The sequence below is a fragment of the Desulfotomaculum copahuensis genome (assembly GCF_001655685.1).
GTDB classification, from domain to species: Bacteria; Bacillota; Desulfotomaculia; order Desulfotomaculales; family Desulfovirgulaceae; genus Desulfotomaculum_G; species Desulfotomaculum_G copahuensis.
The window spans coordinates 14,504-33,799 of record NZ_LYVF01000183.1 but is presented as its reverse complement, the minus strand read 5'-3'; the positions used below and the strand labels follow the sequence as shown (position 1 = coordinate 33,799).

Here is a 19,296-nt window from a genome sequence, read left to right as displayed (position 1 = left end):
ACAGGGGGAGGGAATCAGGTTATGGATTGGGAACCAAAAATAGTTGCCTTCCTGTGCAACTGGTGTAGTTACGCGGGGGCCGACCTGGCCGGTGTCAGCCGGATCCAGTATCCCCCGAATATCCGGGTGGTCCGGGTGCCCTGCTCCGGACGCATCAATCCGTTGTTCATTTTGAGCGCCCTGCGCCACGGGGCGGACGGCGTGCTCACCTCCGGGTGACACCCGGGCGACTGCCACTATGTTAGTGGCAACCTGGTGGCCAGAAGAAAATTCGCCCTGTTAAAGAACCTGCTGGAATACATGGGCGTGGAAGAAGGACGGGTCAACTTCTCCTGGGTTTCCGCCGCCGAAGGCGGCCGGTTTGCCGAAGTTGTAAAGGAAGTAACGGATAAAGTGAAGGCACTGGGGCCCAACAAGGGTCGAGTCGAAGCGAAGAATGCGGGGTGTTGTGGATGCCAGAACTAGCCGGTGCCATCCAGGAAGCGGCCAGGAAGCTGCTGGAGGAAAAAAAGGTGGACGTGGTGATCGGTTTTGCGCCGGGCACCCTGCCGCTGCGCAGCACCCCCTGCTTTGTCCACCGGCCGGAGGATGCGGCCGGACTGACCTGGAACCGTAGTTGTGAAAACAACCTGGCCAATTATCTGCGCAAACGGACGGATAAAGTGGCCGTGGTGGCCAAGGGTTGTGACAGCCGTTCGATTATCGAACTGATCAAAGAAAACCAGATCAACCGGGAAAACCTGGTTATTATTGGTGTGCCCTGTGCCGGCATGATCGACCGCAAAAAAGTTGATCGCCGTCTGGCCGGCAAAGAACTGCTGGCCGCTGAAGAAAGCGGTGACTCCATTGTGCTCAAAGGCGACGGCTTCACCGAAACAATACCGGTGAACGAGCTGTTGCACGACTCCTGCCTGAGCTGCCGCCATCCCAACCCGGCGCTCTATGATCTGCTGGTGGGCGAACTGCTGCCGGAAAAGGGCGGAGATGACTTTGCCGATGTAGCTGCTTTCGAAGCCAAAGCACCAGCCGAGCGGCGTGCCATCCTGACGGAGGAGTTCAGCCGCTGCATCCGTTGCTACGCCTGCCGTCAGGCCTGCCCGATGTGCTATTGTGAAGAGTGCTTTGTGGATTGTTCCACGCCCCAGTGGATCGGTAAATCTTCCGACGCCCGGGACAACATGCTCTTTCAGGCGGTGCGGGTATTGCACAGCGCCGGCCGTTGCGCCGACTGCGGCGCCTGCGAGCGCGCCTGTCCGATGGGTCTTTCCCTGCGCAACCTGACACGCAAGATGGTCAAGGATGTACAGGAATTGTTCGGTTACGAGGCCGGGGCCAATCTGGAAGACAAACCGGCGCTGGCCGACTTCAAGGCCGAGGATCCGCAACCATTTCTAATCGAGGAGTGAGGTGAAAAGGATGCTCATCAACAAAAACGAACTGGCCGGCTTCCTGGATCAGCTGATGTCCCGGTATCAGGTGTTTGCCCCGGTAAAAGAGGCGGACTATACCAACTTCAAGCAAATCAGCAGCGGCACGGAAGCAACTCTGGACTACAGCAATACCAAAATCCCGCCCAAGGGAATCCTTTTCCCTCAAACCGAAAAACTGTTCAGCTACAGTTGCGGGACGGAAGGTGCGCAGGTACAGGAATGCATCGACCAGCAAAAGAAAGTGGTTTTCGGAATACGTCCCTGTGACGCCAAAAGCCTGGTTCTGCTGGATAACGTCTTCAATAACGACAAATACCAGGATCCCTATTACCTAACCCGGCGGGAAAACACCATCCTGGTCGGTCTGGGCTGCAACCGGCCGGCCGGCACCTGCTTCTGCACTTCCCTGGGCGGCGGTCCCTTTGACACCACCGGACTGGATGCGCTGCTGGTGGACACCGGCGACAAGTACGTAGTGGAAATATTGACCGAACGGGGACGGGAGCTGTTCAGCGGCACCACCCTGCCGGAAGCCGGCGAAGCTGATCGGGCGGCGGCCGCCGCAGTGAAGGAAACCGCCACTGTGTCCTGCACAGTCAACCTGGACGGGGTCAAAGCCAAACTGGACACTGATTTCTACGATCCAATCTGGGACGGCCTGCATGAAAAGTGTCTCGGCTGCGCCGTTTGCACCTACACCTGTCCTACCTGCCACTGCTTCGACATCGTTGATGATGCGGTGGACGCCAACGGATGCCGGGTCCGCAACTGGGACGCCTGCATGTTCCCCCTGTTCACACTGCACGGCTCGGGTCACAACCCGCGCCCCACGGGCAAGGAACGGTTCCGGCAACGGGTCATGCACAAGTTCAAATACTTTGTAGACAACTATAATGTAATGGCATGTGTCGGCTGCGGTAGGTGCATCAAAAACTGCCCCGTTAATCTGGATATCCGCGCGATATTGGCGGAAATTCAGGGGTCGGAAGCGAGGTTGGATAAATGATGAGAAACCCGTATCTACCGCTGCCCATGAAGTTGGTCAAAAACTTCACCGAAACCGACGACAAGCTGGTGCACACTTTCACCCTGGAGTATTTGAATGCAGCCGACGAAGCCGGATTTAAGTACTCCCCGGGCCAGTTCGCCGAGCTGTGCGTCTTTGGCAAGGGCGAAGCTCCCTTCGGTATCGCCTCCTCGCCCACCGAACCCGGCCACCTGAAGTTTTCCGTGGCCAAAGTGGGCGTGGTTTCCACCGCCCTGCACCTGATGGAAGAAGGCACTATGGTGGGCGTACGCGGTCCGCTGGGCAACAGCTTCCCGCTGGAAGACTTCAAGGGTAAAAACCTGGTCATCATCGGCGGCGGGTTTGCTTTCACCACCTTGCGGGCACTCACCGCCTACATCCTGAACCCGGCGAACCGGGGGGACTTCGGCAAACTGACGGTGATTTACGGCGCCCGTACGCCCGGACTGCTGCTCTATAAAGACGAACTGGCCGAATGGGAAAAACGTGACGACATCGATCTGGTCTGCACCATCGACCGGCCGGCGGAGGGCTGGAACGGCCGGGTGGGCTTCGTGCCGGCGGTGACCAAGGAAGTGGCTCCCGGCGCCGACAACGCCTACGCAGTAATCTGCGGCCCGCCGGTGATGATCAAATTCACCATGCCGGAACTGGAAGCCCTGGGCTTCCCGCCGGAGCGGATCATCATGTCCCTGGAAAACCGCATGAAATGCGGTATCGGTATGTGCGGCCGCTGCAATGTAGGCAACAAGTATGTGTGCAAGGACGGCCCGGTCTTTACCCGGGCGGAGTTGAACCAGTTACCCAACGAATATTGAAACCGGACCTGGTTGGGGGCGCCCGGCCGGGGGCGCTCCCAATTTGGCTTGCTTGGAGGCATTGCTTGATAGAAACAACACCCGCGAGGGGAGGAGACACCATTTATGGAGACTATCCTGGCCGAAAACCTGGATCCCGATTTCCGGGACGAACTGGCGGAAAGATTGAAAAGCCTGGATTTCGCCAATTGCCTGACCTGTGGTATGTGCACCGCCGGCTGCCCGTATTCCGATATCCATGAAAGCAACGACCCGCGCAAATTCCTGCGCAAGATCAACCTGGGTATGAAAAAGGAAGTATTCGAGGACCCCTATATCTGGTACTGCACCATGTGCGAACGTTGCACGATCGAATGCCCGATGCAGATAAACGTGGCCACCGTGGTCAGGTCGCTGCGCGGAACCTGGGACAAGGATAAAATTCCGGGCTACCTGCAGACCATTGCCAATGAGCACATTGCATCAGGCAACCAGATGAACGTATCCCAGATCGACTACGAAGAAACCCTGGAGTGGATTCAGGATGAACTGCGGGACGAACTGGGGGATCCGGAATACACCATTCCCCTGAACAAGCAGGGCGCAAAGTACTTCTATGGCTTCAATGCCCGGGATATCAAGATCTATGCCAACGAACTGCAAACTACGCTGAAATTATTCTATGCCGCCGGCATCGACTACACCATCAGCACCAAACGTTGGGATGCCACCAACATTGCTCTTTTTACGGGACAAAATGACGATTTTGTCGCCATCTCCATGCCCATTTGGGAAGAGTTCACCCGGTTGGGCTGCCAGGAATTCATCGTCACGGAATGCGGCCATGCCTTCCGTTCCATGAAGTGGGGCCAGCGGACCTTCTGGAAGGGTGAGATGTTTCCGATCCGCCATATACTCGAACTGCTCCTCGACCTGGTTAAGGATGGCAGTTTGAAGCTAGATCCGGATGCCGTTACAGAAGTGGTCACCTACCACGATCCATGCAACACAGCCCGCAAGGAGGGAGTTTGGGAAGCCCCCCGCGAATTGATCAGAAGCTTTGTCAAAAATTTCGTGGATATGAACCCCAACGGCCGCTGGAACTACTGCTGCGGAGCCGGCGGCGGCGGGATGGCCATGCCGGAGTACAATGAAATCAGGAAGGCCAAGGGCAAACGCAAGGTCGATCAAGTTGTCGCCACCGGAGCAGAAATTGTGATCGTTCCCTGCCACAACTGTATCGACCAGTTCAACGACCTGAACAAGTGGTATCCCGACACCAAGGGCAAATCCAAGAATATGCACATGTGCGACCTGATCGAACGGGCACTGATCATGCCGGAGAAGAAACCAAAAGCCTGAAGTCCCGGGGGATTCTGTTTCCCGGCCGGCCGGTTTGACGCCAACCGGCCGGCCGGGTGACCGTATTGTGGAAATATAAAAACGAGTCCCAAAATGGAGAGGACGGGTGTGAATTCTCATGAGCAAGGATAAAGTAGGGGCGGTAATGGTGGTGGGCGCCGGCATCGCCGGGATCCAGGCCTCCCTGGATCTGGCCGAGTCGGGATACTACGTTCACCTGGTGGAAAGCTCCCCGGCTATCGGCGGCACCATGCCCATGCTGGACAAGACTTTCCCCACCAACGACTGCTCCATGTGTATCCTGTCACCCAAACTGGTGGAATGCGGCCGTCACTTGAATATCAACACCCTTACCTGCGCACAGGTTGAACAGGTAACCGGCGAAGCAGGCGATTTTACTGTCACCGTAAGGCAAAAGCCGCGTTACGTGGATATAGACAAATGCAAGGGCTGCGGCGAGTGCGCCCAGGCCTGTCCGGTGGAAGTGAAAAGCGAATTCAACCAGGGCCTGGGTCCCCGCAAGGCCGTTTACAAGCCCTATGCCCAGGCCTATCCGAACGCCTTCGCCGTGGACAAAAAAGGGGTTTCCCCCTGCCGTGCCGCCTGTCCGGCCGGCGTCAACGCCCAGGGATACATCCAGTTGATCAAACTGGGCAAATTCAAGGAAGCATGGGAAACCATCTACCGGGATTTGCCCTTCCCGGCGGTCTGCGGCCGGGTGTGTACACACCCCTGTCAGAGCCAGTGCCACCGTTCAAAAGTGGATGAGCCGGTACAGATCATGAACCTCAAGCGGGTGGCCGCCGATTACGCCTACGCCAACCCGGACGAATTGCCCCTGCCCGCTCCCGCCGAGCCGCGGAAGGAAAAGGTGGCCGTCATCGGCGCCGGCCCGGCCGGGTTGTCCTGTGCTTATCAACTGCTTAAAAAGGGCTATCAGGTAACTGTTTTCGAGGCCCTGCCCGTGGCCGGCGGCATGATGCGGGTGGGTATTCCGGAATACCGTCTGCCCAAGAAATGGGTCCAGCTGGAAGTGGATCTGTTAACCAAAATGGGCGTGGAAATCAAGTACAACACCCGCCTGGGCACGGACATCACAGTGGACGGCCTGCTGGCCGGGGGCTATAAAGCGGTGTTCATCGGCATCGGCGCCCATAAGGGGACGGCCTTGAACGTGCCGGGCGAGGACCTGGACGGCGTGACCCACGGCCTGCCTTTCCTGCGCCGCATCGCGCTGGGCGAAAAGGTGGCTGTCGGCAAACGGGTGGCCGTCATCGGCGGCGGCAACACGGCCATGGACTGCGCACGCACGGCGGTACGCCTGGGCGCGGAAAAGGTGATGATCGTTTACCGGCGCACCGAGGGTGAGATTACCGCCCTGCCGGAGGAAATAGCCGAAGCCAGGGAAGAAGGCATCGAGTTTGTCATGCTCGCCAGCCCGAAGGCTTTTCACGGCAAAGACGGCCGGGTGGCCGGCATGGAATGCCTGCGCAACGAACTGGGTGAACCGGACGCCAGCGGCCGGCGCCGCCCGGTCCCGGTGGCGGGCAGCGAATTCAGACTTGAAGCGGATACAGTCATTCTGGCCGTGGGGCAAAAACCCGACCTGGACGGCCTTTCTTTGAACCAGGCCAGAGGCGGCACTCTTGAAGCGGACGCCGAATCCCTGGCCACGGCCGTACCGGGCGTGTTTGCCGGCGGCGACGCGGTGACCGGGCCGAAAACGGTGATTGCAGCGGTGGCGGCCGGCAAGGAAGCAGCCGAATCCATCCACCGCTACATCAACGGCATTGATCTCAAACTGAACCGGGAATTCCGGATACCGGAAGATAGAATCGCCCCCTTCCGCTTCAAAGACGGTGAAGTGCCGCCGGCAGCCGCGGAAAAGGCGGAGTTGGCGGGCGTGGAAACACGTACCGGCAGTTTTGGTGAAGTGGCTTTTGCCTTCACCCCCGAGCAGGCAAAAAGGGAAGCGGAGAGGTGCCTGAACTGCGGCGTCTGCTCCGAATGTATGGAATGTGTACGCGCCTGTACCGCCGACGCAATAAACCACTGCATGGGCGAAGAAACAGTGGAACTGCAGGTGGGCGCCATCGTGCTCAGTCCGGGCTTTGACAAATTCGAAGCCGGGGAACTGGAGTATTACGGTTATGGCAAATATCCCAACGTCCTGACCAGCCTGGAATTTGAACGCGTCCTGAGCGCCTCCGGCCCCTTCCAGGGCCACCTGGTACGTCCCTATGATCACCGGGAGCCGGAAAAAATCGCCTGGATTCAATGCGTCGGTTCGCGCAACTGTAAGATAGAGCATGGCTACTGCTCGTCGGTCTGCTGCATGTATGCGATCAAGGAAGCGGTAATTGCCAAGGAACACAGCCACGACCAACTGGACACCACCATCTTCTTCATGGACATGCGCACTTACGGCAAGGGCTTTGAAAAATACTACGACCGGGCCAAAGAGCAGGGGGTGCGCTTCGTGCGCTCCCGGATTTATGCCGTGGAGCAGGCGGACGATGAAAGCAGGAACCTGCGCATCCGTTATGCCAATGAAGACGGTTCGATCAGCACAGAGGAATTTGACCTGGTGGTGCTTTCGGTGGGCATGGAACCCGGCGCGGGCATAAAGGATCTGGCGCAGAAAATGGGCCTGGAGTTGAACCAGTTCGGCTTTGCCGAGCCGGCCGCCCTCACCGGCGTGGGCACCAACATACCGGGCATCTACGTGGCCGGCGCCATCAGCGGTCCCAAGGACATCCCGGAAACGGTGATGCAGGCCAGTGCCGCAGCCGGCGCCTCCGCCGCCATGCTGTCCGAATCCCGGGGCACACTGGTCAAGGAACGGGAATTCCCGCCCGAACGTGACGTTTCCGGCGAGGAACCGCGTATCGGTGTCTTTGTCTGTCACTGCGGGATCAATATCGGCGGCGTGGTGGACGTACCAGCGGTGGTGGAAATGGCTAAAACACTGCCGCATGTAGTTTTTGCCACCGACAGCCTGTATACCTGCTCACAGGACAGCCAGAACAACATGAAGGAAAAGATCCAGGAGTACAACCTGAACCGGGTAGTCGTAGCTTCCTGCAGCCCGCGCACCCACCGGCCGCTCTTCCAGGAAACCGTCCGGGAAGCGGGTTTGAACCGCGCACTGTTTGAAATGGCCAACATTCGCGACCAGTGTTCCTGGGTGCATATGCACGAACCGGCAAAAGCCACGGCCAAGGCCAAGGATCTGGTTAAAATGATTGTAGCCAAGGCCGCCCTGCTGCAGCCGATCCAGCAAGTATCGGTGGGCGTGACCAAAGCCGCCCTGGTCATCGGCGGCGGCGTTTCCGGCATGACTGCCGCTGAATCCCTGGCCGGACAGGGCTATAAAGTACACCTGGTGGAAAAATCGGACCGGTTGGGCGGTGTGGCCCGGCGTTTGAGGCAAGGGTTGTACGGGGAAGATATTCCGTCTTTTGTCAACGAACTGGTTGAACATGTGCAAAACAACGACCGGATCAACATATATACCGGCGCCGGGATCAAAGAGGTCAGCGGTTATGTGGGCAATTTTGTAACCACGTTGACCACCGGGGCGGAAATACAGCACGGTGTAACCATTGTCGCCACCGGCGGGGAGGAATACAAGCCGGCTGAATACCTGTACGGGCAACATGACCGGGTGATGACCCAGCTGGAACTGGAAGAATCACTGGCCGCCGGTGACGCCAAACTGCAGGGAGCCAAAAATTTCGTCCTGATCCAGTGCGTGGGCTCCCGCGAACCGGACCACCCCTATTGCAGCCGCGTATGCTGCGCCAAGTCGGTAAAACTGGCTCTCAAGCTAAAAGAGCAGGATCCGGCACGCAATGTGTTCGTGCTTTACCGGGATGTACGCACATACGGCTTCATGGAGGAAAAATACCGGGAAGCCAGACGCAAAGGCGTGATTTTTATCCGCTACAGTGTCGAAAACAAGCCGCAGGTGGAAGCAGCGGCTGACGGCCTGAATGTGACCGTCACCGACCATGTGCTCGGTGTGCCGGTGCAGATCCAGGCCGATGTGGTCGGGCTGGCCGCGGCCATTGTGGCGCCGGAAAGCAACAAACAGCTGTCCCAACTGTTCAAGGTGCCGCTCAATGAAGACGGCTTCTTCCTGGAAGCACACATGAAACTGCGTCCGGTCGACTTTGCTTCCGAGGGAACGTTCATGGCCGGACTGGCCCACAGTCCGAAAAACATGGATGAAAATATCGCCCAGGCCAAAGCGGCCGCCGGGCGCGCCGGCACTATTTTGAGCAAGACCAACCTGGAATCCCACGGTGTCACCGCCGTGGTGGACCCCAACAAGTGTGCGGCCTGTCTGACCTGCGTACGCTTGTGTCCTTTCAACGCGCCGCGTATCAGAAATTACGCGGCCAGTATCGAACCGGTGCTCTGCCAGGGCTGCGGCACCTGCGCCGGCGAGTGTCCGAACAAGGCCATTACACTGCAGGGCTACAATGACCGGATGTATATGAGTATGGTCCACGGTTTGTTCAAGGGGGTGTCGTAAATGGCCGAGGAATTCGAACCGAAAATCGTCGCCTTTTGCTGTCATTACTGTGCTTATTCGGCGGCGGACCTGGCCGGTTCCATGCGTCTGCAGTACCCTTCCAACATACGCATCGTGGAGATGACCTGCTCGGGCAACATTGACCACCGCGTGATTCTGAACGCCTTTGAAGAAGGGGCGGACGGCGTCTATGTGGCCGGTTGCATGGAAGGGGACTGCCATTTCCTGAAAGGCAATTACCGGGCAAAAAAACGGGTCAACCATGTGAAACAGATGCTGGACGAAATCGGTTTCGACAGCCGGCGGCTGGAGTTCTACAACCTGTCCGCCGCCATGGGGCCGCGCTTTGCCGAGATTGCCAATGAAATGACCCAGCGTATCAAGGAACTGGGACCCAGTCCACTGAACAAAAAAGAAGGTGACACAAAGTGATTATCGCCCAGCAAAAACCGATTCAGGAAATCGCCGAGATGGTCAAGGACTGCCGCAAGGTACTGGTGGTGGGTTGCGCCGGCTGTGTGACCGTCTGCCTGTCCGGCGGTGAAAAGGAAACTGAAATCCTGGCCTCGGAACTGCGCATCATGCGCCAGTTGCAGGAGAACCCGCTGGAAACGGTGACCTTCGTCTGCACCCGGCAGTGCGACCCGGAATACATCGCCATGCTGGACAACCTGGTGGAAGACGTGGACGCCGTTATTTCCCTGGCCTGCGGCGTGGGCGTGCAATATATCGCCGAGCGCTATCCATCCAAATGGGTGCTGCCGGCGCAAAACACCAATTTTATCGGCGGTTCCATTGAACACGGCGTCTGGGAAGAGCGGTGCGGCATGTGCGGCAACTGCATTCTGCACCTGACCGGCGGCATCTGCCCGATCATCCGTTGTTCCAAGAGTATTTTAAACGGCCCCTGCGGCGGTTCCCAGTACGGCAAGTGCGAGGTGAGCAAGGACACTCCTTGCGCCTGGCAGTTGATTTACGACCGTATGCAATCTCTCGGCAAGCTGGATAAATTGCTGGAATTGCAGCCGCCCAAGGACTGGTCCACGTCACGGGACGGCGGGCCGCGTAAAGCCGTCAGGGAGGATGTGATCATCGGGTGAAAACAGAAAGCAAATTGGAAAGCATTTTAAACAAAGGCGAATTTGCCGTCACGGCGGAAATAGGGCCGCCCAAACATTCATCGCCGGAAGCGATCAAGCATCATGCTGAAATGATGCGCGATTACGTCGACGCTACCAACATTACCGACTGTCAGACGGCCATCGTACGCATGTCCAGCATTGCGGCCGGACTGCACGTAATGAAAAACGGCATTGAACCGATTATTCAAATGACCTGCCGGGACAGGAACCGCATCGCCATGCAGAGCGACCTGCTGGGAGCCTACAGTCTGGGCGTGCGCAACGTGCTCTGCCTTTCCGGCGACCACCAGAAATTCGGCAACCATCCCACCGCCAAGAACGTGTACGACATCGACTCCATGCAGTTGATCAACATGGTGCGGCGGATGCGTGACGACAAGGTGTTCCTTTGCGGCGAGGAAATCAAACAGGCCGAACCGCGCTTCTTTATCGGCGCCGTGGCCAACCCGTTCGCGGATCCTTTTGAGTTCCGGGTGGTCCGGCTGGAGAAAAAGATCAACGCCGGGGCGGAATTCATCCAGACCCAGTGTATCTTTGACATGGAGCGTTTTGAGCGTTTCATGGAAATGGTCCGGCAGCGGGGGCTGCACGAGCGGGTGCACATCCTGGCCGGGGTCACGCCGCTGAAAAGCTGGCGGGCGGCCAAGTACATGCAGACCAGCGTGTCCGGCATGATTGTACCCGATGAAATCGTGGAACGGCTGAAGAAGGCGGAGGATCCGAAGAAAGAGGGGATTGAGATCTGCATTGAGCAGATCAAACACATTCGCAACATCCCCGGTGTGCACGGCGTACACATCATGGCCATCGCCTGGGAGGAGATTGTGCCGGAAATCGTCCAGCGGGCCGGTCTTTACCCGCGGCCGAAGGCGGAATAAAGGTTCCGGGGGGAATAAAAGCCGGGGTCAAACCAACCCCCGGCTTTTTTTTTACTGAAAAGCAACCGCACCGTATTTTGTTGCCGGGCCTACACCATCCGCCCTTCCGGTAAGGCAGTCACCTTCCAGAACGCCCATTAAAAAAACACACCGCAAGCGAAGCGACTGGCTCCGCCTGTGGTGCGCTTACTTGATCCGGAACCGGTGTCTCAAGGGATTTTAACCCACTTCCCTCAAAAACATGCCATGCACCCGGGCCATCTGCTGTTCATCGTTATAACCCATCAGCTCAATGGCCTTGTTCGGGCATTCGCCGGCGCAGGTGCCGCAGCCCTGGCACTGTACGGCCTCAATTTCCGCCCGGTGTGTTTCCGGATTGATATGCGGCGCATTGAAGGGGCACAGGCGCACACAGGTCAGGCAGGCGGCGCATTTTTCCTGGTCCACATGGGCGCGTACGCCCCGGGATTCCAGCCTGTCACGGCTTAATATGGTCCCCGCGCGTCCGGCAGCCGCCTTGGCCTGGTTGATGCTTTCCTCGATGTTCTTGGGCGCGTGGGCCAGACCGCACATATACACGCCCTCGGCCGGAAAGTCCACCGGCCGCAGTTTCATATGCGCCTCCAGGAAGAAACCGTCGGCGTTCAAAGGCACTTTATACAGCTGGGACAGCTTGCCGTTGTCCGGGGCCGGCACCACGGGCGGCGCCAGAACCAGCAGGTCGGCATCAATACAAACCGGCTGTCCCAGAATGGGATCGGTGAGCGAAACCTGCAACCGGTCATCTTGCCTGGTCACCACCGGTTTTTGTTCCACCTCGTAGCGAATGAATATGACACCCTGCTCCCGCGCCTGCCGGTACAGGTCTTCCAGGAAGGCGTAGGTACGCACGTCCCGGTAAAGGATGTAGATGTTGACCGCCGGGTTCTGTTCCTTCAGCCGCAAGGCCAGCTGGACCGATTTGCTGCAGCAGATGCGGCTGCAATAAGGACGGTTTTCCTCCCGGGAGCCGACGCACTGGATCATCACGATGTTCCGGGCGTTTTTCACCGCCGCATCGCCGGCCGCTATTTTTTCATCCATTTGCAGTTGGGTGAGCACGCGGCCGTCTTCCCCGAAAAGGTATTCTTCCGGCTGGTGCTCCTCGGCACCGGTGGCGATGATGGTGGCACCATGTTTGACTATTTCCCCGTTGCTCAATTTACTGGTAAAATTGCCCATATATCCGCTGACTTCCGTAATCTCACTGTTTAGGTGCAATTTAATCCGCGGATGGCCGCCCACCCGGGCGGTCAGGTCATTCAGGAAGGCGGTGATATCCTCGCCGTTCAACCCCTGCGGGATACGGCGGGCAATACCGCCCAACTGATCCGTCTTTTCAACTATTTCCACATTATAACCCTGTTCGGCCACGGAAAGGGCGGCCGTCAAGCCGGCCACGCCGCCGCCCGCCACCAGTGCGGTGGGTACAACGCCCACACTGACGGCATCGATCGGTTTCAACAACGCCGCTTTGTAAACGGCGGCCCGGGTTAGATCGATCGATTTGGCGGTGGCCTTCTCCGGCTCATGGCTGTGCACCCAGGAACACTGGTCGCGGATATTGGCCATTTCAAACAGATGCGGGTTCAATCCGGCGTCACGCAAGGTTTCCTGGAAAAGCGGCCGGTGGGTGCGCGGGCTGCAGGAAGCCACCACCACCCGGTTCAAGTTTTTCTCTTGAATGATTTCACGCATGGCGGCCTGGCTGTCCTGCGAGCAGGCATATAGGTTTTCCTGGGCGTGCACCACATAAGGCGCATTTTTGATGTCTTCCACCACGGCGGGCACATTCACCACACTACCAATGTTGATGCCGCAGTGGCAGACAAAAACGCCGATGCGCGGTTCCTCGCCGCCGGTTTCCCGTTCGGGCGGAAATTCCCGGGCAGCCACCAGCGTGTTGCGGGCCGGGGCGAGCAGTGCGGCGGCATCGCCGGCGGCGGCGCTGGCCTGCATGACAGTCTCCGGAATGTCCTTGGGACCACAAAAGGCGCCAGCCACATAAATCCCCGGCCGGGAAGTAATTACACCGGTCAGTGCACCCGGCTGGCAAAAGTTATACTGGTTCAGCTTTACACCCAGCGTTTCAGCCAGGGCGACGGCTTCAGCCTTTGGTTTCAAGCCGACGGAAAGCACAACCAGATCAAAATCCTCGTCTAGCAGGCCGTTGTCTTCGGCGCGGTAGCGCAAACGTAGTTTTTTGCTTTGCTGCAGTTCCTTGACGGTGGAGATCATACTGCGAATGTATTTAACCCCGTAATTGTCCTTGGCCCGGTTGTAATACTTCTCAAAATCCTTACCGTAGGCACGGATGTCCATATAGAAAATGCTCACGTCCAGATTTGGCTCGTGCTCCTTGGCAATGAGCGCCTCCTTGGTGGCGTACATACAGCAGACGCCGGAACAGTAACCGTTGCCCCGGGCAATGTCCCTCGAGCCAACGCACTGGATAAAAGCAATCCTTTGCGGCACAGCGCCGTCGGAAGGACGCTTGATGTGTCCGCCGTACGGACCGGAGGCGCTGAGCATGCGCTCGAACTGCAGGCTGGTGATCACATTTTCATAAACGCCATAGCCGAATTCCCCCCGCAGTTCGGCGTCAAAAAGCTCAAAACCGGGGCAGAGGATGACGGCGCCGACTTCAATGCTGACCTCTTCTTCCTCCATATCGTGGTCGATAGCCCCGGAAGGGCAGGCGTCCACGCAGGCCATACACTCCAGGCAATGTTCCTTGTCTACTACATAAGCGTTGGGATAGGCCTGGGCATATGGTTTGAAGATTACCTTGCGCGGGTTGAGACCCTGATTGAATTCATCGGGTATGTCTTCCGGACATTCGGCGGCACAGGCACCGCAACCCACGCATTTGGTGGTGTCCACATAGCGCGGGTGTTTTTTCACATCCACGGTGAAACGGCCCGGCTCACCGCTCAATCCGGTGACTTCACTCAAAGTAAGCACTTCGATATTCCGGTGGCGGCCGCACTCCACCAGTTTGGGCGACAGCGTACACATGGCGCAGTCGTTGGTGGGGAAGGTTTTATCCAGCATGGGCATGGTGCCGCCGATGGCCGGTGATCTTTCGATCAAATAAACCCTGTAGCCGCTTTCAGCCAGGTCCAGGGACGCCTGCATGCCGCTGATGCCGCCCCCGACGACCATTACCGCCCCGGTGGTTGATTGCTTTTTTTCTTTCATCAGCCTGTTAACCTCCATTCACGGTGAACAATCCTTATGCAAGCCGGCAATTCCGGTAAAGTTCCCCAGGCCCCGGCCACAGCCGGACAGTCATAGATTTTATCGGGCATATCAATATTTGCTCAGTGCACGGTTCATCCTGTGCAGCGGAATCTCAACCGGCCAGGGACAGGTTCTGCAATAGCGGGCCGGGGTCGACCAGGTGCTTGACAAACCAGTCTTTCCGTGCCGGTAGATCCAGGGCAATGCCAATCAATTCGGTAAAGTAAAAAACCGGGATGGTGATATCCGGGCTGCGGCGCATCTCCAGGGCGGTCTGACATAACGGGCAGGCGGTAACGACAGCGTCGGCGCCGGCCTCGGCGGCCATCCCCAAAATACGGTCCACCACCCGCCGGGCGATCCCGGCATTGACCAGGCCCTGATTGGAACTGCAACAATCGGTCTTGTAAGACCAGGGCCGGGCTTCCGCACCCAGGGCATTAACCAGCCCGTCCATGATCATGGGGTTTTCCGGCCGTGCAAAACCGGTTACCTCAGGCGGCCGCACAATCAGACAGCCATAATAACAGGCTGCTTTCAAACCGGCAAGCGGCTTTTTTACCTGGGCGGCAATATTGGCAGTGCCAAATTTTACGGTCAGCGCCTCCAGCAGGTGATAGACCTGAACGCTGCCGTCAAATTTAAAACCCAGCGCCTGTTCTATTTCCCGGCGTTTTTCCTCGTTATTGCGCAGCACATAGTCGGTTTTTTTCAACCGGCTGTAGCAGGCGGAGCAGGGTACGGCGATATCGTAACCCATTCGCTGGGCGATGAAAAGGTTACGGGCGGGCAGCAGTTCAGCCAGCAGCCGGTTGGTATTGTGGGCTGAAGTGGCTCCGCAACAACTCCAGTCTTCCAGTTCCAGCAGTTCTATGCCCAATCCCCGGCAAACCGACTGTGCCGACAGGTTGTATTCCTTGGCGCTGGATTCCAAAGAACAACCCGGGTAATAGGTAAATTTCATCTCCCGCTCTCCTTTTGACTTTATTTGCCGCTGGCGCGGTGGAATATTTTTTTAACTTCCCCTTTATTCTTGATGCTACGGGAAAGAATGGGCAGCTTACCCTTCTGAAACATTTTAAGACCCACATCTAAATCAGAAAAAAGATCGCCGCTTTTAAGTTTATAATTCATCATCATTAATGTTTCATGGACGCGTCCGCGGTTTTTAACCGAGTTCAAGAACGCCTGGTGGAATATGGGAGCGTTTTTAATCCCGGGCGGCACTTTTTCGGCCAAAGCCATTTCCCGCAATGTATCCATTACTTCAGCAATGTTAATATCGTTGGGGCAGCGTGCACCGCATGTTTCGCAGCTGAAGCACAGCCAGATACCCTTGCTTTTTAATACTTCTTCCTTCCGCCCGAACTGGATTAACCGTAAGATCTGATTAGGATAATAATCGGTAAATTCACCCATCGGGCAGCCTGCCGCGCATTTCTGGCACTGGTAACATAACTGAATGGACTGACCGCTTTTTTCGCCCACTTCCCGGGCAAACCCGTTAAGGCCGCTTAATGTTGTGCATTCAGCCGCTGCGCTCATTATAATCCCTCCGCGATCTAATTGGTTAACTCTTTTGAAAATTATATATCCTAATTACACTTGCACTATTTATTGGCCTATGTGCAAAAACTAGACAGCATGGACATCTTTGTTTTACGATTTATTATAAACGCTACCATTCATATATTCAATAGCTGATTAACATTTAGTGCGCGGGTATTAAAATAAAAAAGCCCTGCGCAGCGGCGGGGCTTTGAAAGCAGGCCTTCTGCTTTTATATTCCTTTACTGGCAACGTAATTTATGGTGTCCACCACCCGGTTGGAATATCCCCATTCATTATCATACCAGGAAATGACTTTGGCCATAATGCCGTCAATGACCATGGTCGAAAGGGCGTCGATAATGGATGAATGCGGGTTGCCGTTGAAGTCCCGGGAAACCAGCGGCGCCTCGCAATAGTCCAGGATGCCTTTTAATTCCCCCTGCGCGGCTTCCTTGAGCACGCCGTTGATTTCTTCCCGGCTGACGGGCCGGGCCAGTTCGGCCACCAAATCGACCACGGAAACATTTGGGGTGGGCACGCGCATGGCCATACCATGCAGCTTGCCCTGCAATTCGGGCAGCACCAGGGCCACCGCCCTGGCCGCGCCGGTGGTGGTAGGAATGATGGACAGTGCGGCCGCCCGCGCCCGGCGCAGATCCTTGTGCGGCAGATCCAGGATCTGCTGATCATTGGTGTATGAATGCACAGTGGTCATCATGCCGCGTACAATGCCGAAACGGTTGTGCAGCACCTTGGCGAAGGGAGCCAGGCAGTTGGTGGTGCAGGAAGCGCAGGAGATAACGTGGTGGTTTGCCGGGTCATATCTGTCCTGGTTTACTCCCATGACAATAGTGATATCTTCATTTTTAGCCGGTGCGCTGATCAACACCTTTTTGGCACCGGCGGCCAGATGGCCAGCAGCGCCTTCCCGGGAGGTGAAACGCCCGGTCGATTCCACCACTACCTGCACACCCAGTTCCGCCCAGGGCAGTTTGGCCGGATCCTTTTCGGCCAGTACCCGCACCTGCTTGCCGTTGACGGAAAAACTGTGCTCGTGGGCGGCCACTTCCCCCCGGCAAATACCATGTACCGAGTCGTATTTAAGCAAGTGGGCCAGTGTTTTGGCATCGGTAAGATCATTCACCGCCACCACTTCCAGTTCCGGGTGGCTCAAGGCGGCACGGTAAACATTGCGGCCGATGCGTCCGAAACCGTTGATGCCGATTTTCATAATCCATTCACCCCTTAGTTATGCTTTATCGTTATTTTCCCACTTCCTCCTTCAACCCATACGGTAAAAAGTAGCATATGGAAGGCATTGGTGCCACGTGAAAATAGTAGCATATTTTTTTATTCCGGGCAACCGGCTAATGTAACATATTGCCCGGCGCCAAATCCGGTGAACAAAAATATTTGCTAACTTTTTTCAAAAACAGTGTTAAAATAAACACGAAGTGCAACAACAAATCAGCAGGCAAAAAAGTTACAACCAGTAATGGGGGCAATGATTAAAACGGCATGAAAAAAAATCTGGACTATCACGTTCACCCAGGCTTCTCCATCGACGCGGAACCATGCAGCATTGATGAATACTGCCGGCAGGCGCTGGCCGCCGGCGTGGATGAAATTTGCTTCACTCCCCATCTGGAAGTGGATCCGGTCCGTCGTCACCGGGACTGGTTTGTGCGGATGAACGGAGAGCGTCACCCGATGAACGATTTACGCTGGCTGAACCGTTATTTTGCGGAAATTGACCGGGCCAGGTACCGTTACGCATCCACCGGTCCGGTGATCAAGGCCGGATTGGAGGTGGGCTTTGACCGGGGTCTGGAGCGGACCATAGAAAACATAACCACTGCCTTTCCCTTTGACTTTGTTCTCGGCTCTGTTCACTGCCTGGAGCATCATGCCATTTCATCATGGGAAGAAAGCAGGGCTTATTTCCCCACCCGAACACTGGCCCAGGTTACCCGGGAATATTTTACAACCCTGGACGAAGCCGTACAAAGCAGGCTTTTTGATTGCATCGGCCATCTGGATCTATACTGCCGCTACGGCCACCGCTTTTTCGGCCCGGCCGTGTTCAGCGCCTACCGGGGTCAAGTGGAACCAATTTTCAAACAAATGGCTCTTTGCGGCACCGGCCTGGAGATCAATACATCCAGCCTGCGCCGGGGTCTGCAGGATTTCCATCCGGCCCGGGAAATCCTGATCCTGGCCCGGGATCAGGGCATCCGGACATTTACCGTCGGTTCCGACGCCCATCGCCCGGCGGATCTGGGCGATCACACCGTGGCGGCACTGGATCTGTTGCATAACCTGCATCTGCAAGCCGCTATTTTCTCCGCCCGCCGTCCGGTAGCGGCCGTCTGAAGAAACTTTCCGGCTTGGTCTGCAGCGGCCGGACAAACATGGACATTTTTACTCCTGGACAAACTTCCTCCCTTACCATAAAATATAGTGGAAGGCGGGAGGGAGGCCGGGGTGAATACAAAAACCTCAAAAACAGTGAAAAAAAACCGGGAAGGAAACATCACGGCCGCTTTCGGGGCGGATATGCTTCTGCAGGGACAGACCTGCATCCCCAACCTGTTGTTGCGTTTTTACAAGCAAATCGGGATCACTGATGAAGAGATGATGGTCATAATCCAAATCCTGCGTTTACGCGGGGAGGCAAAGGATCTCTTTCCGTCGTCAGCCGCTCTGGCCAGGTATTTGTCCGCTGACGGCACACAGGTGGAAGTAATAGTCTCTTCCCTGATCGACAAAGAATTACTCACGGTCAGCCAGTATTACGAAGAATCGCGCGATGAGATTTTAATGGGGTTTGACTTTGAACCGCTATTTGAAAAACTTTCCGAAGCCTGGGCCTGCGCCAAAGTGAAAGAAATAGAAAGAACGCGCGCCCTGCTGGACAAAAAACCGGCCATCCCGCCGGTTTCCGGCAGCGAGGGTGCCTTGCTCCGCTCCTTTGAGCAGGAATTCGGGCGGCCGCTTTCACCGATGGAAATCGAACAAGTCCAGCAGTGGACGGGGGAAATGGATGTTTCCCTGGTTCAGGAAGCATTGCGCCGGGCCGTGTTAATGGGCAAGCACAACTTTAAATACATCGGCGGTATATTACTGGAATGGAAAAAGAACAACCTGCGCACATTACATGAAGTTGGCGCCTATGATCAGCAGTTTCAAAAAAATAAGGCCGGCCGGCCGGCCAGGGAAAAAACGGCTGAAAACGGACCCGACGAAAGTAAAAAAGCAATGTTGAAGGCACTTTATCTTCGTTAGTT

Annotated in this window: 15 protein-coding genes; 11 read left to right on the top strand and 4 right to left on the bottom strand. The window is 56.6% G+C overall.

What is annotated here, in order from left to right; translation table 11 throughout:
* Nucleotides 1–21 precede the first annotated feature (21 nt).
* The 9 genes from A6M21_RS14460 to A6M21_RS14420 all read left to right on the top strand — a co-directional run bounded on the left by A6M21_RS14460 (nt 22) and on the right by A6M21_RS14420 (nt 11,176).
* Nucleotides 22–465, top strand: a complete 444-nt coding sequence (locus A6M21_RS14460; protein ID WP_161486087.1) for a hydrogenase iron-sulfur subunit — start codon at nt 22–24, stop codon at nt 463–465.
* Nucleotides 453–1,406 (top strand): Coenzyme F420 hydrogenase/dehydrogenase, beta subunit C-terminal domain, encoded by a 954-nt coding sequence (locus tag A6M21_RS14455; RefSeq protein ID WP_066670158.1) that lies wholly within the window; start codon nt 453–455, stop codon nt 1,404–1,406. Before A6M21_RS14460 ends, A6M21_RS14455 begins: the two co-directional genes overlap by 13 nt.
* A gap of 10 nt (nt 1,407–1,416) precedes the next feature.
* A complete protein-coding gene (locus A6M21_RS14450; RefSeq protein ID WP_066670156.1) occupies nt 1,417–2,436 on the top strand; it encodes a 4Fe-4S dicluster domain-containing protein in 1,020 nt (339 codons plus the stop codon).
* Entirely contained in the window at nt 2,436–3,275 is an 840-nt protein-coding gene (locus tag A6M21_RS14445; protein WP_066670179.1) for an FAD/NAD(P)-binding protein, read from the top strand. Before A6M21_RS14450 ends, A6M21_RS14445 begins: the two co-directional genes overlap by 1 nt.
* Before the next feature lie 105 nt (nt 3,276–3,380).
* On the top strand, nt 3,381–4,616 hold the full coding sequence (locus tag A6M21_RS14440) for a (Fe-S)-binding protein (RefSeq protein WP_066670154.1): 1,236 nt from the start codon (nt 3,381–3,383) through the stop codon (nt 4,614–4,616).
* A 118-nt stretch (nt 4,617–4,734) separates the two neighbouring features.
* Nucleotides 4,735–9,156 (top strand): NAD(P)-binding protein, encoded by a 4,422-nt coding sequence (locus A6M21_RS14435; protein ID WP_066670151.1) that lies wholly within the window; start codon nt 4,735–4,737, stop codon nt 9,154–9,156.
* On the top strand, nt 9,157–9,588 hold the full coding sequence (locus A6M21_RS14430; RefSeq protein WP_066670146.1) for a hydrogenase iron-sulfur subunit: 432 nt from the start codon (nt 9,157–9,159) through the stop codon (nt 9,586–9,588).
* The gene (locus tag A6M21_RS14425) at nt 9,585–10,256 is read left to right on the top strand and encodes a methylenetetrahydrofolate reductase C-terminal domain-containing protein (protein WP_066670134.1); all 672 of its coding nucleotides are present in this window, start codon (nt 9,585–9,587) and stop codon (nt 10,254–10,256) included. Before A6M21_RS14430 ends, A6M21_RS14425 begins: the two co-directional genes overlap by 4 nt.
* Complete coding sequence (locus A6M21_RS14420; RefSeq protein ID WP_066670130.1) at nt 10,253–11,176, top strand: methylenetetrahydrofolate reductase; 924 nt, start codon at nt 10,253–10,255, stop codon at nt 11,174–11,176. The genes A6M21_RS14425 and A6M21_RS14420 overlap by 4 nt, the downstream gene beginning before the upstream one ends.
* Nucleotides 11,177–11,395: 219 nt before the next feature.
* On the opposite strand, the gene A6M21_RS14415 is transcribed toward A6M21_RS14420, so the two are convergent.
* The 4 genes from A6M21_RS14415 to gap all read right to left on the bottom strand — a co-directional run bounded on the left by A6M21_RS14415 (nt 11,396) and on the right by gap (nt 17,240).
* Nucleotides 11,396–14,416 carry an FAD-dependent oxidoreductase gene (locus A6M21_RS14415; RefSeq protein WP_151191959.1) on the bottom strand — a complete coding sequence of 1,007 codons (3,021 nt, stop codon included), beginning with the start codon at nt 14,414–14,416 and terminating at the stop codon, nt 11,396–11,398.
* A gap of 154 nt (nt 14,417–14,570) precedes the next feature.
* The gene (locus A6M21_RS14410) at nt 14,571–15,422 is read right to left on the bottom strand and encodes a CoB--CoM heterodisulfide reductase iron-sulfur subunit B family protein (RefSeq protein ID WP_066670122.1); all 852 of its coding nucleotides are present in this window, start codon (nt 15,420–15,422) and stop codon (nt 14,571–14,573) included.
* Between the two features lie 20 nt (nt 15,423–15,442).
* Entirely contained in the window at nt 15,443–16,003 is a 561-nt protein-coding gene (locus A6M21_RS14405) for a 4Fe-4S dicluster domain-containing protein (protein WP_066670116.1), read from the bottom strand.
* A 235-nt stretch (nt 16,004–16,238) separates the two neighbouring features.
* Nucleotides 16,239–17,240: a type I glyceraldehyde-3-phosphate dehydrogenase gene (gene gap, locus A6M21_RS14400; protein ID WP_066670107.1), complete on the bottom strand. Its 1,002-nt coding sequence runs from the start codon at nt 17,238–17,240 to the stop codon at nt 16,239–16,241.
* 287 nt (nt 17,241–17,527) lie between these two features.
* Here gap and A6M21_RS14395 point away from each other — a divergent pair, with 287 nt between their 5' ends.
* Both A6M21_RS14395 and A6M21_RS14390 read left to right on the top strand, forming a co-directional pair.
* Entirely contained in the window at nt 17,528–18,382 is an 855-nt protein-coding gene (locus tag A6M21_RS14395) for a histidinol-phosphatase (protein WP_066670105.1), read from the top strand.
* Nucleotides 18,383–18,493: 111 nt separating this feature from the next.
* Nucleotides 18,494–19,294, top strand: a complete 801-nt coding sequence (locus A6M21_RS14390; RefSeq protein ID WP_066670103.1) for a DnaD domain-containing protein — start codon at nt 18,494–18,496, stop codon at nt 19,292–19,294.
* Nucleotides 19,295–19,296 lie beyond the last annotated feature (2 nt).